The organism is Paracoccus sp. MA (genome assembly GCF_020990385.1).
Classification (GTDB): Bacteria; Pseudomonadota; Alphaproteobacteria; order Rhodobacterales; family Rhodobacteraceae; genus Paracoccus.
The window spans coordinates 2,243,191-2,262,989 of sequence record NZ_CP087598.1 but is presented as its reverse complement, the minus strand read 5'-3'; the positions used below and the strand labels follow the sequence as shown (position 1 = coordinate 2,262,989).

General features: G+C 68.8%; 17 protein-coding genes and 2 pseudogenes. 7 read left to right on the top strand and 12 right to left on the bottom strand.

The features are described 5' to 3' along the window. Positions 1-142 precede the first annotated feature (142 nt). Genes LOS78_RS18355 through LOS78_RS18340 form a run of 4 tightly spaced genes read left to right on the top strand, consistent with a single transcriptional unit; the run spans position 143 to position 3,954 of the window. A complete protein-coding gene (locus LOS78_RS18355) occupies positions 143-1,237 on the top strand; it encodes an ABC transporter permease (protein WP_028711491.1) in 1,095 nt (364 codons plus the stop codon). Beyond that, the gene (locus LOS78_RS18350; protein WP_028711490.1) at positions 1,234-2,010 is read left to right on the top strand and encodes an ABC transporter ATP-binding protein; all 777 of its coding nucleotides are present in this window, start codon (positions 1,234-1,236) and stop codon (positions 2,008-2,010) included. The genes LOS78_RS18355 and LOS78_RS18350 overlap by 4 nt, the downstream gene beginning before the upstream one ends. Before the next feature lie 4 nt (positions 2,011-2,014). Then, complete coding sequence (locus LOS78_RS18345; protein WP_028711489.1) at positions 2,015-3,316, top strand: MlaD family protein; 1,302 nt, start codon at positions 2,015-2,017, stop codon at positions 3,314-3,316. Positions 3,317-3,324: 8 nt separating this feature from the next. Next, positions 3,325-3,954 (top strand): ABC-type transport auxiliary lipoprotein family protein, encoded by a 630-nt coding sequence (locus LOS78_RS18340; RefSeq protein WP_028711488.1) that lies wholly within the window; start codon positions 3,325-3,327, stop codon positions 3,952-3,954. Here LOS78_RS18340 and LOS78_RS18335 read toward each other — a convergent pair. Continuing rightward, positions 3,951-4,103 (bottom strand): hypothetical protein, encoded by a 153-nt coding sequence (locus tag LOS78_RS18335; protein ID WP_230377715.1) that lies wholly within the window; start codon positions 4,101-4,103, stop codon positions 3,951-3,953. The genes LOS78_RS18340 and LOS78_RS18335 overlap by 4 nt on opposite strands. 75 nt (positions 4,104-4,178) lie before the next feature. Further along, entirely contained in the window at positions 4,179-4,853 is a 675-nt protein-coding gene (locus LOS78_RS18330; protein ID WP_230377714.1) for a MurR/RpiR family transcriptional regulator, read from the bottom strand. A gap of 152 nt (positions 4,854-5,005) precedes the next feature. On the opposite strand from LOS78_RS18330, the pseudogene LOS78_RS18325 reads away from it, so the two are divergent. The 3 genes and pseudogenes from LOS78_RS18325 (at position 5,006) to LOS78_RS18315 (ending at position 8,915) form a co-directional block, all read left to right on the top strand. Further along, a pseudogene (locus LOS78_RS18325) lies at positions 5,006-6,366 on the top strand (glutamine synthetase family protein). A gap of 18 nt (positions 6,367-6,384) precedes the next feature. Beyond that, complete coding sequence (locus LOS78_RS18320) at positions 6,385-7,773, top strand: aldehyde dehydrogenase family protein (protein WP_230377713.1); 1,389 nt, start codon at positions 6,385-6,387, stop codon at positions 7,771-7,773. Continuing rightward, complete coding sequence (locus LOS78_RS18315) at positions 7,770-8,915, top strand: iron-containing alcohol dehydrogenase (RefSeq protein WP_230377712.1); 1,146 nt, start codon at positions 7,770-7,772, stop codon at positions 8,913-8,915. The genes LOS78_RS18320 and LOS78_RS18315 overlap by 4 nt, the downstream gene beginning before the upstream one ends. Positions 8,916-8,925: 10 nt before the next feature. Here LOS78_RS18315 and LOS78_RS18310 read toward each other — a convergent pair whose 3' ends face one another. The 10 genes and pseudogenes from LOS78_RS18310 to dnaJ all read right to left on the bottom strand — a co-directional run bounded on the left by LOS78_RS18310 (position 8,926) and on the right by dnaJ (position 19,782). After that, a complete protein-coding gene (locus LOS78_RS18310; protein WP_230377711.1) occupies positions 8,926-9,357 on the bottom strand; it encodes a DUF4440 domain-containing protein in 432 nt (143 codons plus the stop codon). Positions 9,358-9,369: 12 nt separating this feature from the next. Beyond that, the gene (gene uvrC / locus LOS78_RS18305) at positions 9,370-11,241 is read right to left on the bottom strand and encodes an excinuclease ABC subunit UvrC (RefSeq protein ID WP_028711482.1); all 1,872 of its coding nucleotides are present in this window, start codon (positions 11,239-11,241) and stop codon (positions 9,370-9,372) included. Between the two features lie 301 nt (positions 11,242-11,542). Continuing rightward, positions 11,543-12,313 carry an SDR family oxidoreductase gene (locus LOS78_RS18300; RefSeq protein ID WP_230377710.1) on the bottom strand — a complete coding sequence of 257 codons (771 nt, stop codon included), beginning with the start codon at positions 12,311-12,313 and terminating at the stop codon, positions 11,543-11,545. A gap of 103 nt (positions 12,314-12,416) precedes the next feature. Further along, on the bottom strand, positions 12,417-13,220 hold the full coding sequence (locus tag LOS78_RS18295; protein ID WP_230377709.1) for a S49 family peptidase: 804 nt from the start codon (positions 13,218-13,220) through the stop codon (positions 12,417-12,419). 39 nt (positions 13,221-13,259) lie between these two features. Beyond that, entirely contained in the window at positions 13,260-14,129 is an 870-nt protein-coding gene (locus LOS78_RS18290) for a ribokinase (RefSeq protein WP_230377708.1), read from the bottom strand. Between the two features lie 134 nt (positions 14,130-14,263). Then, positions 14,264-15,016, bottom strand: a pseudogene (locus tag LOS78_RS22160) (cytochrome c1); the annotation flags it as partial. A gap of 591 nt (positions 15,017-15,607) precedes the next feature. Beyond that, positions 15,608-16,930 (bottom strand): cytochrome b, encoded by a 1,323-nt coding sequence (gene petB / locus LOS78_RS18280; RefSeq protein ID WP_028711477.1) that lies wholly within the window; start codon positions 16,928-16,930, stop codon positions 15,608-15,610. 10 nt (positions 16,931-16,940) lie between these two features. Continuing rightward, positions 16,941-17,528: a ubiquinol-cytochrome c reductase iron-sulfur subunit gene (gene petA, locus LOS78_RS18275; protein WP_036696959.1), complete on the bottom strand. Its 588-nt coding sequence runs from the start codon at positions 17,526-17,528 to the stop codon at positions 16,941-16,943. A gap of 181 nt (positions 17,529-17,709) precedes the next feature. Beyond that, a complete protein-coding gene (gene radC / locus LOS78_RS18270; RefSeq protein ID WP_028716185.1) occupies positions 17,710-18,501 on the bottom strand; it encodes a DNA repair protein RadC in 792 nt (263 codons plus the stop codon). 123 nt (positions 18,502-18,624) lie between these two features. Further along, the gene (gene dnaJ, locus LOS78_RS18265) at positions 18,625-19,782 is read right to left on the bottom strand and encodes a molecular chaperone DnaJ (RefSeq protein ID WP_230377707.1); all 1,158 of its coding nucleotides are present in this window, start codon (positions 19,780-19,782) and stop codon (positions 18,625-18,627) included. Between the last annotated feature and the right edge of the window lie 17 nt (positions 19,783-19,799).

Genomic DNA, 19,799 nt, shown 5'->3' with positions numbered 1-19,799 from the left:
CGGCAGCGGGCCTTCAGCTCGGCCCGCATGTTGCGGCGGGGGGCCGATCCGCCACAGCGGCGGGGCGGAAATGCTGCGCGGATTTGACAAACCCCCGCAATCGCCGGATGAATCCGATTCATCCGTTGCGATCAGGACCGTCATGGCCAGCCTTCCCGACGACCCCAAGCTTAGCGCCACCGTTTCGGACGGCGTGCTGCGGCTGTCGGGAGAGTTCAGCGTCTGGACGCTGGGCCAGCTGCCGCCCGAGGCCGGGACCGCGCCCCGGCTGGAGCTGTCGGGGCTGACCCGGCTGGACACCGCCGCCGCCTGGTATCTGACCGGGCGCGAGCGCGAGGGCGCGCGGCTGGACGGGCTGACCGAGGCGCAGGCCCGGCTGCTGGACACCGTACGGCAGGCGCTGCCCCGCCGCGATGCCGAGGCCGGGGGGCCCGCGGGCTGGCGGCTGATGCTGGAACAGACCGGCCGCCGCGTGGTCGCCGCGCTGGTGTTCCTGCGCGAGATCGCCGAGTATCTGGGCCGCTTCCTGGCCGCCCTGGCGCGCGGCCTGCTGCATCCGCGCGATTTCCGCTTCACCTCGCTGGTGTATCATTGCCAGGAAACCGGGCTGCGCGCCGTGCCCATCGTGGCGCTGATGTCCTTTCTGATCGGCGTGGTGCTGGCCTTCCAGGGCGCGGCGCAGCTGCGCCAGTTCGGGGCCGAGGTCTTTGTCATCGACCTGATCGCCATCTCGATCCTGCGCGAACTGGGCATCCTTCTGACCGCGATCATCGTCGCCGGACGCACCGCCTCGGCCCTGACCGCCTCGATCGGCTCGATGAAGATGAACGAGGAAATCGACGCCATGCGCACCCTGGGGCTGGACCCGGACATGGTGCTGATCCTGCCGCGGGTGCTGGCGCTTGTGATCACATTGCCGATCCTGGGGCTGGTCGCCAATCTTGCCGGGCTGGTCGGCGGCGCATTGATGTCCTGGATCGAGCTGGGCATCTCGCCCTCGATGTTCCGCTATCGGCTTTTGGCGGATACCAGCGTCGACCATGTCATCGTCGGCCTGTCCAAGGCGCCGGTCTTTGCGCTGATCATCGGCGTCATCGGCTGCCATGCCGGGATGAAGGTCGGCAAGGATGCCGAATCGCTGGGCGCCGAGACCTCGCGCGCCGTGGTCAACGCCATTTTCGCGGTGATCGTGGTCGATGCGCTGTTCTCGGTCTTCTTCGCCGAGGTGGGGCTGTGAGCGAAAACCTCATCGAGGTCAGGGGCTTGCGCACCCAGTTCGGCCGCCATGTCGTGCATGACGGGCTGGACCTCGACTTGCGGCGGGGCGAGATCCTGGGCGTGGTCGGCGGCTCGGGCACCGGGAAATCGGTGCTGCTGCGCACCATCGTCGGGCTGAACCGGCCGACCGCCGGGACGGTGCGGGTCTTCGGCCAGGACGTCGGCGCGCTGACCGGCCCGGCGCGCGAGGCGCTGGAGCGGCGCTGGGGCGTGATGTTCCAGGGGGGCGCGCTGTTTTCCTCGCTGACCGTGCGCGAGAATGTCGAGGTGCCGCTGCGCGCCGTGCCGGATCTTTCGCCCGAGGCGCGGCAGGGGCTGGCCGAGCTGAAGGTCTCGATGGCCGGGCTGCCGTGGAGCGCGAATGACAAATACCCCTCGGACCTGTCGGGCGGCATGAGAAAGCGCGCCGGTCTGGCGCGGGCGCTGGCGCTGGACCCCGAAATCGTGTTCCTGGACGAACCTACCGCCGGGCTCGATCCCATCGGCGCCGACGCCTTCGACCGGCTGATCGTCGAGCTGCGCGATGCGCTGGACCTGTCGGTGTTCCTGGTCACGCATGACCTGGATACGCTGCATGCCTGTTGCGACCGCATCGCGGTGCTGGCGGAAAATCGGGTGCTGGTGACCGGCACCATGGCCGAGATGCTTCAGGTCGATCACCCTTGGGTGCATGAATATTTCCACGGCCCGCGCGCCCGCGCCGCCATGACCACCGGCCGCGCCAAGGAGTAGCCCTATGGAGACCAAGGCCAATTACGTCCTGATCGGAGCCTTCACCATCGCCGGCTTCCTGGGGATGCTGCTGTTCCTGATGTGGTTCGCCAAGCTTCAGCTGAACCGGCAATTCGCCTATTACGACATCTATTTCCCGGAAGTGTCGGGGCTGGGCGTGTCTTCCGAGGTGCTTTTCGCCGGGCTTCCCGTCGGGCGGGTCGTGGACATGCAGCTGTCGCCCAGCATCAACGGCGCCGTGCGGGTGCGGGTCGAGCTGGCCGAGGACACGCCGGTGCGCACCGATTCCCGCGCCGCGATCGAGATCCAGGGCGTCACCGGCGTCTCGAACGTGGCGATCTCTGCCGGCCGGCCGGATTCGCCGCTGCTGCGCGATGCCGACCCGGATTCGATCCCGGTGATCGCCGCCAGCCGCTCGGCCCTGCAGACGCTGTCGGAGCAGGGCCCCGAGATGCTGTCGCGGCTGAACACCGTGGCCGAGCAGCTGACCCAGCTTCTGGGCGACGAGAACCAGAGCCGGGTGCGCAACATCCTGGACAATGTCGAACGCTCCAGCGCCAATCTGGACAAGGCGCTGGCCGACGTGACCACGGCCACCGAATCCATCGCCTCGGCCGCTTCGGACATCTCGGGTTTCGGCGAGCGGCTGGACGGGCTCAGCGCCGCGGCCGAGGCGACGCTGGGCAATGCCGACACGGCGCTGGCCAAGTTCAACGAAAGCGCCGCCAAGGTCGACACGGCGCTGGATTCCGGCACCGCGACGCTGGACGAGGTGCGCGCCTATGTCTCGGGCGACCTGAAGGCGCTGACGCAGCGGCTGGACCAGACCGCCGCCACGCTGGAATCCGACCTGACCCGGCTGGCCGGGCGCGCGGACCAGAGCCTCGACAATCTCGACGCCGCGCTCGCGGTCGGGCAGCGGACGCTGGCCTCGGCCGAGCGGGCCTTCGACGGCGCCGACCGGGTCATCAACAGCAATGTCGAGCCGGTGGTGGCCGACCTGCGCGTGACGCTGGGCAAGGCGAACGAGGCCATCGACCGCGTGGTCGCCGACCTGCCCGAGATCACCGACCGCCTGCGCAATGCCGCCGACAGCGCCGATACCGCCTTTGCCAGCCTGCGCGGCATGCTGGACAGCGCCCGCGCCCCGGTGCAGGCTTTCACCCGCGAGGGGCTGCCGCAATTCACCCGCATGGCCAGCGATCTGCGCGGGCTGGTGGGCAATGTGAACGAGCTGGTCTCGGCGCTGAGGCGCAATCCGTCGCAAGTCCTCTCGGGCCCGCGCGTGCCCGAGTTCCGCCGCTGAGGGAGTCCATGATGCGCATCACCGCCGCCCTGCTTGCCCTGACCCTGACCCTGCCGGGTTGCGCCGCGCTGCGGGTGCTGGAGGGCGAGCCCGACCGCGACGTCTTCGAGCTGCGCCCGCCCTCGGACGTGCCGCGGAGCTGCGGCCGCGGCCGGCTGGCCGAGCTGGTGATCGAGCCGCCCAAGGCGCGCGGCACGCTGGACACCGACCGCATCATGATCCGGCCGAACGAGCTGCAGACGCAATACCTGCCCGATGCGCGCTGGGGCGACACGGTGCCGGTGACGCTGCAGACACTGCTGGTGCGCGGCTTCGGGGTCTATGACGCCTTCACCCATGTCGGCCGCGCGCCGCTGGGCACGGCGGGCGATTACGCGCTGATCAGCGAGATCAACGATTTCAACGCCGAGGTGGCGGGCAAGGGCGCGATCATCAAGCTGACGGTCGATGCCCAGATGGTGCGCGAGATGGACGCCCGCGTGGTGGCGCGCGGGCATTTCGCCGCCACGGCCCAGGCGCCGACCACCCGGACCGCGGATCTGGTCCCGGCCTTCGACGCGGCCGGGCAGCAGCTTGTCGCGCAGATGACCGATTGGGGGCTGCGCGCGGTGGGCGTGAACCCGGCGCGCTGCCGCTAGGGCCGCCGCGCCTCGGAGGGACGGCCGCGGCGGAACAGGCTGGCGCGGTCGTAAAGCTCTTCCAGCCGCTTCATGCGCGGCTCGGTCTCGGGCCAGGTATGTTCCAGAACCGCGGCCAGCAGCGTCTCGACCAGCAAGAGGGCCGCCAACGTGCTGTCCCAGGGCGAGGGCACCTCGACCTGCGCCGAGAAGCGGAAGCGGGCATGGGCCGAAACCGGGCTGACCTAGGGATCGGTGATCAGCACGATCTCGGCGCCCTGCTCGGCGGCCAGTTCCGCCAGCTGCAGGATGGCGCCTTCATAGCGGCGGATGTCGAAGACGATCAGCACGTCGCCCGGCCGCAGCTCCAGCAGCGCCGGCGGCCAGGCGCTGGACAGGACGGGCAGCGCCGTGACGCCCGGGCGCACGATGCCCAGCTGCGTGACCAGATAATCCGCCAGCGCATGGGTGATGCGGCCGCCGATGACCAGCACGCGCCGCGCCGGATCGGCCAGAAGCGCGGCGCAGGCGTCGAATTCGGCATGGTCGATCCGCCCCAGCGTCACCGACAGGTTGGTCAGCACCGCATCGGCAAAGCGGTTCAGGATATGGGTGCGCGGCACGCCCTGGGTCCAGCGCGCTTGTTTCGACAGCGGCGATTCCAGCCGGGCCTCGACCTCGGCGCGCAGCTGGGTCTGGAAGTCGGGATAGCCGCGAAAGCCCAGCTTCTGCACCAGCCGCAGCACCGTGGGGGTCGAGACCCCGGCCTCTTTCGCCAGTTGCGGCATCGACCCCAGGCCCGCCACCGGGTAGTGCCGGGTCAGGTGGCCGGCCAGCAGCCGCTCGGAAGGGGTCAGGGCCTCGAACCGCTGCGCCAGGCGGTCCTCGATCATCTCTGGCGCGGCCGATTGCTGCGGCATCTGCCCGTCCCCCCCTCCCGCATTGTTTCTGCGAGTGGTAACCATTGCGGCAGGCTGCGTCCATGGCGGAATATTATTGACAGAATCCAGCGCCTTGCCGCAGCCTGTGATCACAGGGCGCGCAGGGACCGCCCGTCCTGCCGGAGTAGGCCATGCCCGCGAACCTGACTTTCGAGGCCCTGGAAACCGCCGTGCTGTCCGGCGAGATCGACACCGTCGTCGTGGCGCTGGCGGACATGCAGGGCCGGCTGATGGGCAAGCGCTTCCACGCCGCGCATTTTCTGGAGAATCCGGGCGAGACGCATTGCTGCAACTATCTGCTGGCCACCGATCTGGAGATGGCGACGGTGCAGGGCTATCGCGCCACGGGCTGGGCCGCGGGCTATGGCGATTACGCCCTGAAGCCCGACCTTTCGACCCTGCGGCGCCTGCCCTGGGCACCGGGAACCGCGCTGTGCATGGCCGATCCCCGCGACCATGATGGCCACCAGCCGGTGCCGCATGCGCCGCGCAACATCCTGCGCCGCCAGATCGCGCGCGCCGCCGCCCTGGGTTTCCAGCCGATGATGGCGACCGAGCTGGAGTTCTTTCTGTTCGAGGGCGATTACCGGCAGCTGCACGATGCCGGCTATCGCGGCCTGGTGCCCACGGCGCGGCACAATATCGACTATGCCCTGACCGGCACCGCCGCCGACGAGCCGGTGATGCGGGCCTTGCGCAACGGGCTTCACGGCGCCGGCATCCCGGTCGAGAATTCCAAGGGCGAGGCCGAGGCGGGCCAGCACGAGATCAATGTCCGCTATTCCGACGCGCTGGACACCGCCGACATGCATGTGCTGGTCAAGGCCGCCACCAAGGAAATCGCGCAGGCGCATGGGCGGTCCGCGACCTTCATGGCGAAATACGCCCATGGCCGCGCCGGCTCTTCCAGCCATGTGCACCAGTCGCTGTTCCGCGACGGGCTGAACGCCTTCCACGATCCGGGGGCCGAGCATGGCATGTCGGCGCTGATGCGGCACTATCTGGCCGGCCAGCTTGCCCATGCCGGGGCGCTGACCTATTTCCTGGCGCCCTATGTCAACAGCTACAAGCGGTTCGTGACCGGGCTGTTCGCTCCGACAAGGGCAGTCTGGCGCTGGACAACCGCACCGCCGGTTTTCGCGTCTGCGGCGCGGGCAGCGGCGCCATCCGCATCGAATGCCGCATCGGCGGGGCGGACCTGAACCCCTATCTGGCCTGCGCGGCGCTGCTGGCGGCCGGGCTGGACGGGGTCGAGCGCCAGCTGGAGCTGGGCCCCGCCTTTGCCGGCGACGCCTATGCGGCGCGGGACCTGCCCGGGGTCCCCCGCACGCTGGGCGATGCGGCAAGGGCGCTGGACGCGTCGGCCATGCTGCGCGCGGCCTTCGGCGATGCGGTGATCGAGCATTACCTGCACGCCGCCGCGTGGGAGCTTGAGGAACAGAATCGCGTCGTCACCGATTGGGAGCTCGCCCGCGGCTTCGAACGCGCCTGACAGCCCAGAGAGGAGCAGATGACCCAGACCATCCGGCTGATTTCCCCCGTGGACGGCGCGGTCTTTGCCGAAAGGCCGCTGCTCTCTGGCGAAGAGGCCCGGGCCGCCGTGACCCGCGCCCGGGCCGCGCAGCCCGCATGGGCCCGCCGTCCGCTGGCCGAGCGAACCGCCCGGGTCCGGGCCGGGATCGAGGCGCTGAACGCGATGCAGGACCGGATCGTGGCCGAGCTTGCCGGGCAGATCGGCCGCCCGGTGCGCTATGGCGGCGAGCTGTCGGGCGTGAACGAGCGCGCGGATTACATGGCCCGGATCGCGTCCGAGGCGCTGGCCCCGACCGAGATCGAGGACAGCGACCGCTTCCGCCGCGAGATCCGGCGCGAGCCGCTGGGCGTGGTGCTGGTCGTCGCGCCCTGGAACTATCCCTATCTCACCGCGATCAACACCATCGTCCCGGCGCTGATCGCCGGCAATGCGGTGGTGCTGAAACATGCCAGCCAGACCCTGCTGGCCGGCGAGCGGCTGGCCGAGGCCATGGCGCGGGGCGGCGTGCCCGCCGACGTGTTCCACAACCTGGTGCTGGACCACCCCACCACCGAGGCGCTGATCGCCGAGCGCCGCTTCGGCTTCGTCAACTTCACCGGCTCCGTCCGGGGCGGGCGGGCCATCGAGCGCGCCGCCGCCGGCACCTTCACCGCCATCGGGCTGGAGCTGGGCGGCAAGGACCCCGGCTATGTCCGCGCCGATGCCGATCTGGATGCGGCGGTCGAGGGGCTGATGGACGGCGCCATGTTCAACTCGGGGCAATGCTGCTGCGGGATCGAGCGGATCTATGTCCATGCCTCGCTGTTCGACGCCTTCGTCAGGCGGGCAGTGGACTGGGTGCTGCGGCAAAGGCTGGGCGATCCCTACGATCCCGGCACCACGCTGGGCCCGATGGCGCAGCGCCGTTTCGCCGATGCGGTGCGCGGCCAGATCGCCGAGGCGGTGGCGCAGGGCGCGCGGCCGCTGATCGACCCGGCCGCCTTTCCGCAGGACGACGGCGGCGCCTATCTGGCGCCGCAGCTTCTGGTCGGCGTGACCCATGACATGCGGGTGATGCGCGAGGAAAGCTTCGGCCCCGTCGTCGGCATCATGCCCGTTCGCGACGATGACGAGGCGGTGGCGCTGATGAACGATTGCGACTACGGGCTGACCGCCTCGATCTGGACCGCCGATGCCGATGCCGCCATGGCCATCGGCGCGCGGCTGGAAACCGGCACCGTCTACATGAACCGCTGCGACTATCTGGACCCGGCTTTGTGCTGGACCGGCTGCAAGGATACCGGCCGCGGCGCGGCGCTGTCCGGGCTGGGCTATCTGGCCGTGACCCGACCGAAATCCTATCATCTGCGAAAGGTGCAGAAATGACCCTGCGTGCCGACTGGTCCTATCCGACCGCGATCCGCTTCGGCGCCGGCCGCGTCACCGAACTGGCCGAGCATTGCCGGGCCGCGGGCATCGCACGTCCCCTGCTTGTAACCGACAAGGCACTGGCCGGCCTGCCGATCACCGCGCAGGTCCTGGATATCCTCGAGGCCGGCGGGCTGGGCCGCGCGGTCTTTTCCGAGGTCGATTCGAACCCGCACGAAGGCAATATGGAGACCGGCATCGCCGCCTACAAAGCCGGCGGGCATGACGGGGTGATCGGCTTTGGCGGCGGCTCGGCGCTGGATTTGGGCAAGATGATTGCGCTGATGGCGGATCAGACCGTATCGGTTTGGGATCTGGAAGACATCGGCGACTGGTGGACCCGCGCGGATGCCGACAGGATCGCGCCCATCATTGCCGTGCCGACGACGGCGGGCACGGGCTCCGAGGTCGGGCGCGCCGGGGTGCTGACCGATGCCCGGACCCATCGCAAGAAGATCATCTTCCACCCCAAGCTGATACCTACGGTCACGATCTGCGATCCCGAACTGACCGTGGGCATGCCGAGGCCCATCACCGCCGGCACCGGCATGGACGCCTTTGCCCATTGCCTCGAAGCCTTCTGCTCGCCCCATTACCATCCGATGAGCCAGGGCATCGCGCTGGAGGGGATGCGGCTGGTCAACGAATACCTGCCGCGCGCCTATGCCGTGCCGGACGATCTGGACGCCCGGGCGCAGATGATGAGCGCCGCCGCCATGGGTGCCGTCGCCTTCCAGAAGGGGCTGGGGGCGATCCACAGCCTCAGCCATCCGGTCGGCGCGGTCTATGGCACCCATCACGGCACCACCAATGCCGTGGTCATGCCGATGGTGCTGGATTTCAACCGACCGGCCATCGAGGACCGGCTGGCCCGCGCCGCCGCCTATCTTGGCATCGGGGGTGGTTTCGACGGGTTCCGCGCCCGGGTGATCGAACTGCGCGCCCTGCTGGGCATCCCCGGAACCCTGACCGCCCTGGGCGTCGGGCGCGACCGGCTGGACGAGCTGACGGCCATGGCGCTGGAGGACCCGTCCTGCGCCGGCAACCCGGTCGCGATGACGCGCCAGAACACCCGCGCGCTGTTCGAGTCCTGCCTGTGACCGCGGCGGGTCAGATGATGCCGTGCTGCTTCAGCAGCGCCTGCTCGTCCCCCGCCACCCAGCCAAAGACCCTGGGCGTGCCGTCGAGGACCTGCACGAGGTAATGCACCTCGAACCCGATCGCGATCTCGGGCGCGTCGCCCCGGTCATAGGTCGCCGTCCAACCGACATGCGCAAGGCAATGCAGCGCGTCCATCGGCGACAGCCGGATCTCGCGGATCGTCATGTTCCTGGTGCCGATGGCGCGGTAATGCGCATAACCCTGGGCCATGGCCTGCCGGAAGGCGTCGTCGTTGCGCCCCGCCCTCACCCCGGCCGGAGAGGCGGCGATGAATTCCGGGGCGTAGAGCGCGGCGACCTCCTCCATATCCGCCTCGCCGGCCAGCGCCCGCGCGAACAGTTGCTCGTAGCGGGCGAAGAATGCGCGAATGATGTCCTCCATGCTTCCCTCCTGTCAGCCCTTGTGGAAATGGTCGACGATCTTCTGCGCCATGGATTCGCTGATGCCCTCGACCGCGACCAGATCGGCGAGCCCGGCGCGGCTGACCGCCTTGGCGCTGCCGAAATGCTGCAGCAGCGCGCGCTTGCGGGCGGCGCCGATGCCGGGGATCTCGTCCAGCGGATTGGCCATCACGGCCTTGGCCCGCTTGGCGCGATGGGTGCCGATGGCCCAGCGATGCGCCTCGTCCCGCAGGCGCTGGACGAAATACAGCACCGGGTCGTTCATGCGCAGGGCGAAGGGCCGCTGGCCGTAGCGGTGGAACTCTTCCTTGCCGTGGTCGCGGTCCTCGCCCTTGGCGACGCCGACCATGGGGATGTCCTCGACCCCCATCTCGGCCATGATCTCGTGCACGGCCGAGACCTGCCCGGCGCCGCCGTCGATCAACAGAAGGTCGGGCCAGGTGTCGGTCTGGCGGTCCGGGTCCTCTTTCAGCAGGCGCGAAAAGCGGCGGGTCAGCACTTCCTTCATCATGCCGAAATCGTCGCCCGGCGTGATCTCGGTGCCCTTGATGTTGAACTTGCGATACTGGCTCTTGATCCAGCCCTCGGGGCCGGCCACGACCATGCCGCCGACGGCATTGGTGCCCTGGATATGGCTGTTGTCATAGACCTCGATGCGCTGCGGCACGGCGGGCAGGTCCAGGGCCTCGGCCAGCCCCTCCAGCAGACGCTGCTGGGCCGCGCTTTCCGACATGCGGCGCGCCAGGCTTTCGCGGGCGTTGCGCAGGGCGTTTTCGACCAGCTCGGCCTTTTCGCCGCGCCGGGGCACGCCCAGCGTGACCTTGCGCCCGGCCTTTTCCGACAGCGCCTCGGTCATCAGGTCGGGATCCTCGATGCCATGCGACAGCAGGATCAGCCGCGGCGGCACCTTGCCGTCGTAGAACTGCGCCAGGAAGGCCTGCATCACCTCGTCGGCCGATTCAACGCCGTTGAGCTTGGGATAGAAATCGCGGTTGCCCCAGCTCTGGTTGCCGCGGATGAAGAAGACCTGCACGCAGGCCTGCCCGCCCTCCATGTGCAGCGCGATCACGTCGGCCTCGGGCACGCCGCGCGGGTTGATCGCCTGCACCGATTGCACGGCGGTCAGCGCCTTGATGCGGTCGCGCAGGGCGGCGGCGCGTTCGTATTCCATCGCCTCGGCCGCCTCGGCCATCTCGCGCGCCAGGTCGGCCTGGATGCGGGTGGTCTTGCCCTGCAGGAACAGCTCGGCATCGGCGACCAGGCTGTTGTATTCCTCCAGCCCGATGCGGCCGACGCAGGGCGCGCTGCATCGCTTGATCTGGTAAAGCAGGCAGGGCCGCGTCCGGCTGGAGAAGGTCGCGTCCGTGCAGCTGCGCAGCAGGAACACCCGCTGCAGCTGGTTCAGCGTCCGGTTCACCGCCCCGGCGCTGGCGAAGGGGCCGTAATAATCGCCCTTTTCCGCCTTGGCGCCGCGATGCTTCTTGATCTGCGCAAAGGGATGCGACTTGGCGACCAGGATGTTCGGAAAGCTCTTGTCGTCGCGCAAGAGCACGTTGTAGCGCGGCTTGAGCTGCTTGATCAGGTTCTGCTCCAGCAGCAGCGCCTCGGTCTCGGTGCGCGTGGTCAGGAACATCATCGAGCAGGTCTCGCGGATCATCCGCGCGATCCGCGCCGAATGCCCGCTGCCGCGCGCATAGTTCGAGACCCGCGCCCGCAGGTTCCGCGCCTTGCCGACGTAAAGCACCGCCCCCTGCGCATCCAGCATCCGATAGACCCCCGGCGAGCCGTCGAGCGTCTTCAGATAGTCCTGGATCAGCGCATGGCCCGTCTTGGCGGGCCGCTTTTCTGGGGTGGAGTCGGTCATGCTGCTAACGAAATGATTCTCGGGCTCGGCTGCAAGTTCGGACGCGAAAGTTCAAGCTGAATCCTGTCCACGGAATCTGTGGATAACTCTGTGAATCAGCTTGGGAGTATCACGCGTTCAATTAGCGTTTCTTGGGGTTTCATTGCTTTGCACAAATTCTAGGCAGTATTGCAAGGCGTTGATTGCAGGAGATATTTTTTCTCTCTTGCGCAATCCCCTGAATTTCTTGCCAGAATCGTGAAGATTGCGTGAACGCCTTGCGCAAGGTGGACAACTTGGCGGGGACCGGCGGTTTTTTGCTCTATTCGACGCCCAGCACGTCGGGGGTGCGCCAGGCCAGATGCTGGCCTCCGTCCACGCAGATCAGCTGCCCGGTGACCGAGGGCGCGTCGATCAGATAGCCAAGCGCGGCGCAGACATCCTCGGGCCCGGCGCCGCGTTGCAGGATGGTCGCGGCGCGCTGATTGGCGAAATGGCTGTCGGACTGGCGGATGCCCTGCATGGTCGGGCCGGGGCCGATGGCGTTGACGCGGATGTCCGGCGCCAGCGCCTGGGCCGAGGTGCGCGTCAGCCACCACAGCCCGGCCTTGGCCAGGGAATAGGTCATGAATTCCGGCGTCGGTTTCAGCACCCGCTGGTCGATCATGTTGACGATCAGGCCGCGGGCCACCGGCTCGACGCCGCTGCGGTCGGCCCGGGGCGCCTGGCGGGCAAAGGCCTGGGTCAGCAGGAAGGGCGCCCGCAGGTTCGAACCCATATGCCGGTCCCAGCTGTCGCGCGTCGCCGTGGCGATATTGTCGTATTCGAAGATCGAGGCGTTGTTCACCAGCAGCGTCAGCGGCCCCAAGGCGGCATGGGCGCGATCCACCAGCCTCTCGCTCTGGTCCAGATCCAGAAGGTTGGCGCCGAAGATCTCGGCCCGGACGCCCAGGGCGCGGGCTTCGGCCGCGGTGGCCCGGGCCTCCGCCTCCGAGCTTTGGTAATGGATCGCCACATCCAGCCCGCGCCGCGCCAGATACAGGGTGATGGCCCGCCCCAGGCGGCGGGCGCCTCCGGTCACCAGCGCCGTCATTTCCGCCCGATCCCCAGCAGCCTGGCGATGATCCGCCGCACCCCGGGTCCGGCGGCCAAAGCCAGCGCGCAGATGATGAGCAGGCACAGGATGACGACCTTGATCATCCGCGTCCCGCCCCGAAGCGCGCAAAGGCGGCGCGTTCCTCGATGCCGTCGATGAAATCATCGGCGGACAGGCCGAAGCGGCGCAGCAGCGGCACGCGCTGACCATAGGTCAGGAAGCGCACCTTGTCGCCGTAAAGCTCGCGCATCTTCGGCACCAGATGGGCGATGCCGTCCGCCAGCCCCAGCCCGACCGCCTCGCGGCCGGTCCAGATCTCGCCGGTGAACAGGTCGCGATCCTCGGGCAGGCGGCTGCCGCGGCGGCTGCGCACCTGTTCCTTGAAGGCTTCGTGGATCGGGCCCAGCAAGCGGTTCAGCCGCTCGATATCCTCGGGGGTCTGGGGTCGGAACGGGTCCAGCATCGATTTCGAGCGGCCGGCGGTATGCACGCGGCGCTCGATGCCGTGGCGCTGGATCAGCTCGACGAAGCCGAAGCCCGAGGAAATCACCCCGATCGAGCCCAGCACCGAACTGTCGTCGGCCCAGATGTAATCCGCCGCCGTCGCCAGCCAGTAGCCGCCCGAGGCCGCCACATCCTCGACGAAGGCATGGACCGGGATCTCGCGCTCTTCGGCGAGGCGGCGGATGCGGGCGCCGATCAGGCTGGACTGCACGGGCGAGCCGCCGGGCGAGTTCAGCGCCAGCGCCACGGCGGCGGGCTTGCGCCGCTTGAAGGCGCGTTCCAGCAGCGGCGCCAGCGCGGCATCGGACAGGCCGGGGCCGCCGCGGCCGGCAACCCCGATGGCGCCTTGCAGGCGCAGGACGGCGACGGTGGCCGGGCGGTTCATGAATGGAATTCTCATGGGCTCCAGATAGGCGGATGCGGGGCTGCGGGCAAGCTCTCAGCCGCGGGCTTTCAGAAAGGCCAGCACCTCGGCGCGGTCGGGCATGGCGTCGCCGGCGCCCCGGCGGGTGACCTGCAGCGCGGCGGCGGCGGCGGCGTGGCGCAGCGCGGTCGGCGGGTCCTCGCCCCGCGCCAACCCGGCGGCGAACCAGCCGGCAAAGCAATCCCCGGCGCCGGTCGTGTCCACCGCCTGCACCGCGAAGGCCGGCTGGCGCCAGACCTGGCCGCCGCGCAGGTCGCGGAACTCGGCGCCATCGGCGCCGCGGGTGATCAGCAGCGCCTCGACCGGCAGGTCCTCGCCCAGGGCGGCGAAGGTATCTCGGGCCTCGATCGCGTTCACCGCCAGGATCGAGACCTGCGGCAGGACCTCGCGCAGCGCGGCGATGCTGAAGGGCGCGGCGGAATAGATCACCCGCGCCCCGGCCTCGCGGGCCAGCGCCGCCGTCTTGGCCTGCAGGCTGGTTTCGTTCTGCATCAGCAGGATGTCGCCGGGGCGGAAATCCGCGCGCTCCGCCAGCTCGGGCGGCAGGGCCAGGTTCGCGCCGCCATGCAGCACGATCGAGTTCTCGCCGTCGGCATCGACCAGGATGATGGCATGGCCGGTGGCCACGTCCGGCAGCCGAAGAATGCCGCCGGTCTGCACGCCGGCGGCGGCCAGCCGCTCCAGCACCCAGTCGTCGCCCATGCCCATGGCGCCCAGATGCACGACGCTGGCCCCGGCGCGGGCGGCGGCGACTGACTGGTTGGCGCCCTTGCCGCCCAGGCCCAGGGCATGGGATCGCGCGTGCAGCGTCTCGCCGGCGCGGGGCAGGGCCGGCAGGCGGTAGACATGGTCGATGTTGATCGAGCCGAGATTGTAGATCGTCATGTCCGTCCCCGTCCTGTTCTGCCCATCTGAGCGGGGCGCGGCCGGCTTGTCCATATCGGGCGCGGCGAAACCGGCGGCCGCGAACGAAAAACGCGCCCCGGGGGGGGGCGCGCTTCAAGGTCAGGTCCGGCGGATCAGTCCGGCTTGCGCCGATGCTTTATCGGCCACCACAGCTTCTTGTTGGTCAGGTAGAGCAGCACCGTCAGCACGATCAGGAAAAGCACCGAGACGAAGCCGACCTGCTTGCGGTCCATCATCTTCGGCTCGGCGGTCCACATCAGGAAGGCGGCCACGTCGCGGGCCATCTGGTCGACGGTGGCCTCCGTGCCGTCCTCATAGGTGACCTGGTCGTCGCTGAGCGGCGGCGGCATCTGGATCCAGCCGCCCGGGAAGGCGGTGTTGTGATAGAGCACCGCGCCCGCCTCTTCCTTTTCCTCGCCGTCATAGCCGGCCAGGATGGCATGGATGTATTCCGGGCCGCCGATGCCGTTGAACAGCTGCGAGATGCCGGTGCCATAGGGCCCGTGGAAGCCGGCGCGCGCCTTGGCCATCAGCGACAGGTCCGGACCCATGCCCTCGCCCGAGACGGTCGGGAAATGGTCGGTCGGAACGCGCGGACGATCCTCGCCGGTTTCCGCATCGGTGATGTCGAAATTCGCGGCATAGGCGCGGACCTGATCCTCGGGCAGCTGCGGGCCGCCCTCGTCCGCCAGGGTGCGCAGCGGCACGTAGCGCAGGCCGTGGCAGGCGGCGCAGACCTCGGTATAGACCTGCAAGCCGCGCTGCAGCTGGAACTGGTCGAACTTGCCGAAGGGACCCTCGAAGCTGAACGAGATGTCCTCGATATGCCCGGCGGCATGGCTGTCGCCGGCCTCTTCGGCCGCGGCATCGCCGTGGCCTTCTTCGGCGGCGGCCTCGGCCTCCTCGACGGGCGCCTCCTCGGCCGGGGCTTCCTCGGCTGCCGCGTCCTCCGCCGGGGCTTCTTCCTCGGCAGCTTCCGGTTCCTCGGCGGCCGGCTCTTCGGCGGCCTCTTCGGCCGGCGCTTCCTCGGCCGGGGCGGCGGCTTCTTCCGCCGCAGGCTCGTCGGCGGCCGGCTCGTCGGCGGCCGGAGCAGCCTCCTCCGCCGGTTCCTCCGCGGCAGGTTCTTCCGCAGCGGGTTCCTCTGCCGCCGGCTCCTGTGCCGCGGGTTGCTCGGCGGCCGGCTCTTCCGTCGCCTCGGCCGCGGGTTCGGCCTCGCCCTCGGCCGGCTCGGCCTCGGTGGCGGCCGGCTCGTCGGCCGGTTCGGCGGCGGTTTCAGCCGCCGGGGCCGCATCGGCCGCCGGGGCGGCCGTGTCGTTCGCTTGATAGCTCGAGCCCGCAGGGGCTGTGGTGCCGGGCGCGGTGCTTGCGTCCTGCGCCACGGCGCCGCCTGCCAGGGCAACGGTCAGGGCCGCAACAGCCGTGAGCGATGCGTTTCTCAGGGTCATTGTTGCCTCTCCTTACTCGGCAGGATGGGTTTCGGGCCCGTAATGGGCGTTGAAGTCTTCCTCGATGGTCTGCGGCATCGGATCGGGCTTTTCGATGATGCCCAGCAGCGGCAGGATCACCAGGAAATAGGCGAACCAATAGGCCGAGCCGGCCAGCGCGATATAGGGATAGATCCCCTCGGCCGGCATGGCGCCCACCCACATCAGGACCACGAAGTCCACCGCCAGCAGCCAGAACCACCACTTGAACTGCGGCCGATACTGGCCCGACCGCACGCGCGAGGTGTCCAGCCACGGCACCAGCGCCATGACCAGAATGGCGCCGAACATCGCGATCACGCCGAAGAACTTGGCGTCGATGATGCGGAAGGACAGCCAGTTCACCAGCTGCACCAGCCAGACATCGGCGGTAAAGGCGCGCAGGATGGCGTAGAAGGGCAGGAAATACCATTCCGGCACGATATGGGCCGGGGTCGCCAGCGGGTTCGCCTCGATATAGTTGTCGGGGTGGCCGAGATAGTTCGGCATGAAGCCGACGACGGCGAAGAACACCACCAGCACCACGGCCAGCGCGAACAGGTCCTTGATTACGAAATAGGGCCAGAAGGGCAGGGTGTCCCTTTGCGCCTCTTCCTTCGAGCCGCGGCGGACCTCGACGCCGGTCGGGTTGTTGTTGCCGGTGGTGTGGAAGGCCCAGATATGGACGATCACCAGCGCGGCGATGACGAAGGGCAGCAGGTAATGCAGCGAGAAGAAGCGGTTCAGCGTCGCGTTGTCCACGGCCGGGCCGCCCAGCAGCCAGGTCTGGATCGCTTCGCCGACCCCCGGGATGGCGCCGAACAGGCCGGTGATCACGGTGGCGCCCCAGAAGGACATCTGGCCCCAGGGCAGCACGTAGCCCATGAAGGCGGTGCCCATCATCATCAGATAGATCAGCATGCCGACGATCCAGGTCACCTCGCGCGGGGCCTTGTAGGAGCCGTAATAGAGGCCGCGGAAGATGTGGATGTAGACGGCGAAGAAGAACAGCGAGGCCCCGTTCGCATGCAGGTAGCGCAGCATGTAGCCGCCGTTCACGTCGCGCATGATATGCTCGACCGAGGCGAAGGCCAGGTCGACATGCGGCGTGTAATGCATGACCAGCACGATGCCGGTCGCGATCTGCAGCACCAGGCAGAAGGCCAGCACGATGCCCCAGATCCACCACCAGTTCAGGTTCTTGGGGGTGGGGATCATCAGGGTGTCGTAAAGCAGGCTGACGATGGGCAGGCGGCGATGCAGCCAGCGCTCGAAGCCCGTCTTGGGCTCGTAATGGTCGTGGGGAATACCGGCCATGTGCGCCTCCTCAGCCCAGCTTGATGGTGGTTTCGTTGACGAATTCGGCAACGGGAATGTGCAGGTTCTGCGGCGCCGGCCCTCTGCGGATGCGGCCCGAAGTGTCGTAATGCGAGCCGTGGCAGGGGCAGAACCAGCCGCCGAAATCGCCGGCGCCGTCGCCGATCGGCACGCAGCCCAGATGGGTGCAGACGCCGATCATCACCAGCCATTCGCCGGCCTCGTCCAGGCTGCGGTTTTCGTCGGTGGCGGGCTCGCCCGGCTTGTTGGCGTTCTCGGCGTTCTGGTCGATGAGCTCGCCAAGCTGCACCTCGCGCGCCGCGGCGATCTCGTCCTCGGTGCGGCGGCGGATGAACACGGGCTTGCCGAGCCATTTCACCGTCAGCTGGGTGCCGGTTTCGACGCCGCTGACATCGACCTGGATCGAGGCGAGCGCCTGGACGTCGGCCGAGGGGTTCATCTGGTTGACAAGGGTCCAGGCGGCGGCCCCGGCCGCGACGGTGCCGGCTCCGGCCGTCGCGTAATAGAGGAAGTCCCTCCGGGTGGCGCCGTGATCGCCTGCGTGTTCGTCTGCGTGGGACACGGGTCTGATCTCCATTTATGCCCCGGAATCGGGGCGATACGACGGAACGGGCCGTGTCGTTGCACAGCCCTCGCCGGGCGGTTCTAGCGATCAAATCCCCGTCAGTCCAGCGGGCCCGGCGCGGCCGCGCGCCGCAAATCGCCGCAGGTGTGGGATTTTGGCTGCGCGATTAGAGGCGCCTTTTCGGGTGATTGCGCTAAAGCAGCCCCTCGCTGCGAAAGCTGAGCTCGCGCGACCGGCCGATGATCAGGTGATCGTGGACCGCGATTCCCATCACCTCGGCCGCGGCGACGATGCGGGCGGTCATGCCGATATCGGCCTGCGAGGGGGTCGGGTCGCCCGACGGGTGGTTGTGGACCAGAATCAGTGCGCTCGCCGTCAGTTCCAGCGCCCGGCGCATGATCTCGCGCGGATAGACCGGGACGTGGTCGACGGTGCCGCGCGCCTGCTCCTCATCCGCTATCAGCACGTTCTTGCGGTCGAGATAGAGCACGCGGAACTGTTCGATCTCGCGATGCGCCATCGCGGTGTGGCAATAGTCCAGCAGCGCGTCCCAGCTGGTCAGCACCGGGCGGTGCATGACGCGCGAGCGCGCCAGCCGCTGCGCCGCGGCCTCGACGATCTTCAGCTCCTGCACCACGGCGGGGCCGACGCCCGGAACCTCGGCCAGCCGGGCGGGCGGGGCCGAGAGCACGCGATTGAAATCGCCGAAACGGTCGAGCAGCCGCCGCGCCAGCGGCTTCACGTCCTGCCGGGGAATGGCGCGGAACAGCACCAGTTCCAGCAGTTCGTAATCCGGCATCGCCCCGGCGCCGCCCTGCATGAAGCGGTCGCGCAGCCGGGCGCGGTGATCGGCAATGTAGCTGGGAAGGCGGTTGCCGCGCGCCGGGCAGGCGGTCCCGGCGAGCGGCGCCTCGTCCCCCGCGGCGGTCGGGGCGGGGGCGAAAAGCGGCAGCGGTGCTTCGTGAAAGGCGCGATTCGGTTCCATGCCGCCAGACTGGCACAGCAGGGGTAAAGGCCGGGTTAACGCGCGCGACCCCGCCCTCCTCGGCCTTCTCTGTTGTCCAAATACCCAAATCCCAAGGCGGCCAGGGGCGCCGCCCTGGCCGGTTCAGCCCTTCATCTCGTCCCAGAAGCCCTTGATCTTGTGAAAGAACCCCTGGGTCTGCGGGTTGTTGTCGGCGCTGATCGCCTCGAATTCGCGCAAAAGCTCTTTCTGCCGCGCGGTCAGGTTCACCGGCGTCTCGACCGTCAGCTCGATCAGCATGTCGCCCGATTCGCCGTTCATCCCCGGCCCGTGGCGCAGCGGCGGCATGCCCTTGCCGCGCAGCCGCAGCTGCTTGCCGGATTGCGTGCCCGGCGGAACCTTGACGCGCGAGCGGCCGCCGTCGATGGTCGGCACCTCGATCTCGCCCCCCAGCGCGGCGGTGGCCATGCTGACCGGCACCTGGCAGGCCAGCATCCGGCCGTCGCGCAGGAAGATCGGGTGTTCCTTGACCTCGATGAAGATGTAGAGATCGCCCGCCGGGCCGCCGCGCATCCCGGCCTCGCCCTCGCCGGCCAGGCGGATGCGGGTGCCGGTCTCGACGCCGGCGGGGATGTTCACCGACAGGGTGCGTTCCTTCTGGACGCGACCGGCGCCACGGCATTCCTGGCAGGGATTCTTGACGATCTGGCCATGGCCGTTGCAGGTCGGGCAGGTGCGCTCGACGGTGAAGAAGCCCTGGGTGGCGCGGACCTTGCCCATGCCGGAACAGGTGGGGCAGGTGGCGGGCTCGACCGCGCCTTCGGCGCCGGTGCCGTTGCAGGCGCCGCAGGCGACCGAGCCGGGCACGGTGATGGTCTTCTGCACGCCGCCATAGGCCTCTTCCAGCGAGACGCGCAGGTTGTAGCGCAGGTCCTGGCCGCGGCTGGCGCGCGAGCGGCCGCCCGCGCCGGGCCGGCGGCCCATCATGTCGCCGAACAGGTCCTCGAACACATCGGCGAAGGCCGAGCCGAAATCGCCATGACCGTTGCCGCCGCGCCCGAAGCCGCCGCCGCCATTCTCGAAGGCGGCATGGCCGAAGCGGTCATAGGCGGCCTTCTTCTGGTCGTCCTTCAGGCAGTCATAGGCCTCGTTCACTTCCTTGAACGCCGCCTCCGAGACCTTGCAATCCTTGTTGCGGTCGGGGTGCAGCTGCTTTGCCTTGGCGCGGTAGGCCTTCTTGATCTCGTCGGCCGAGGCGCCCCGTGCAACGCCCAGCACCTCGTAATAGTCACGTTTCGCCATGTCGATCGCGTCCGGGG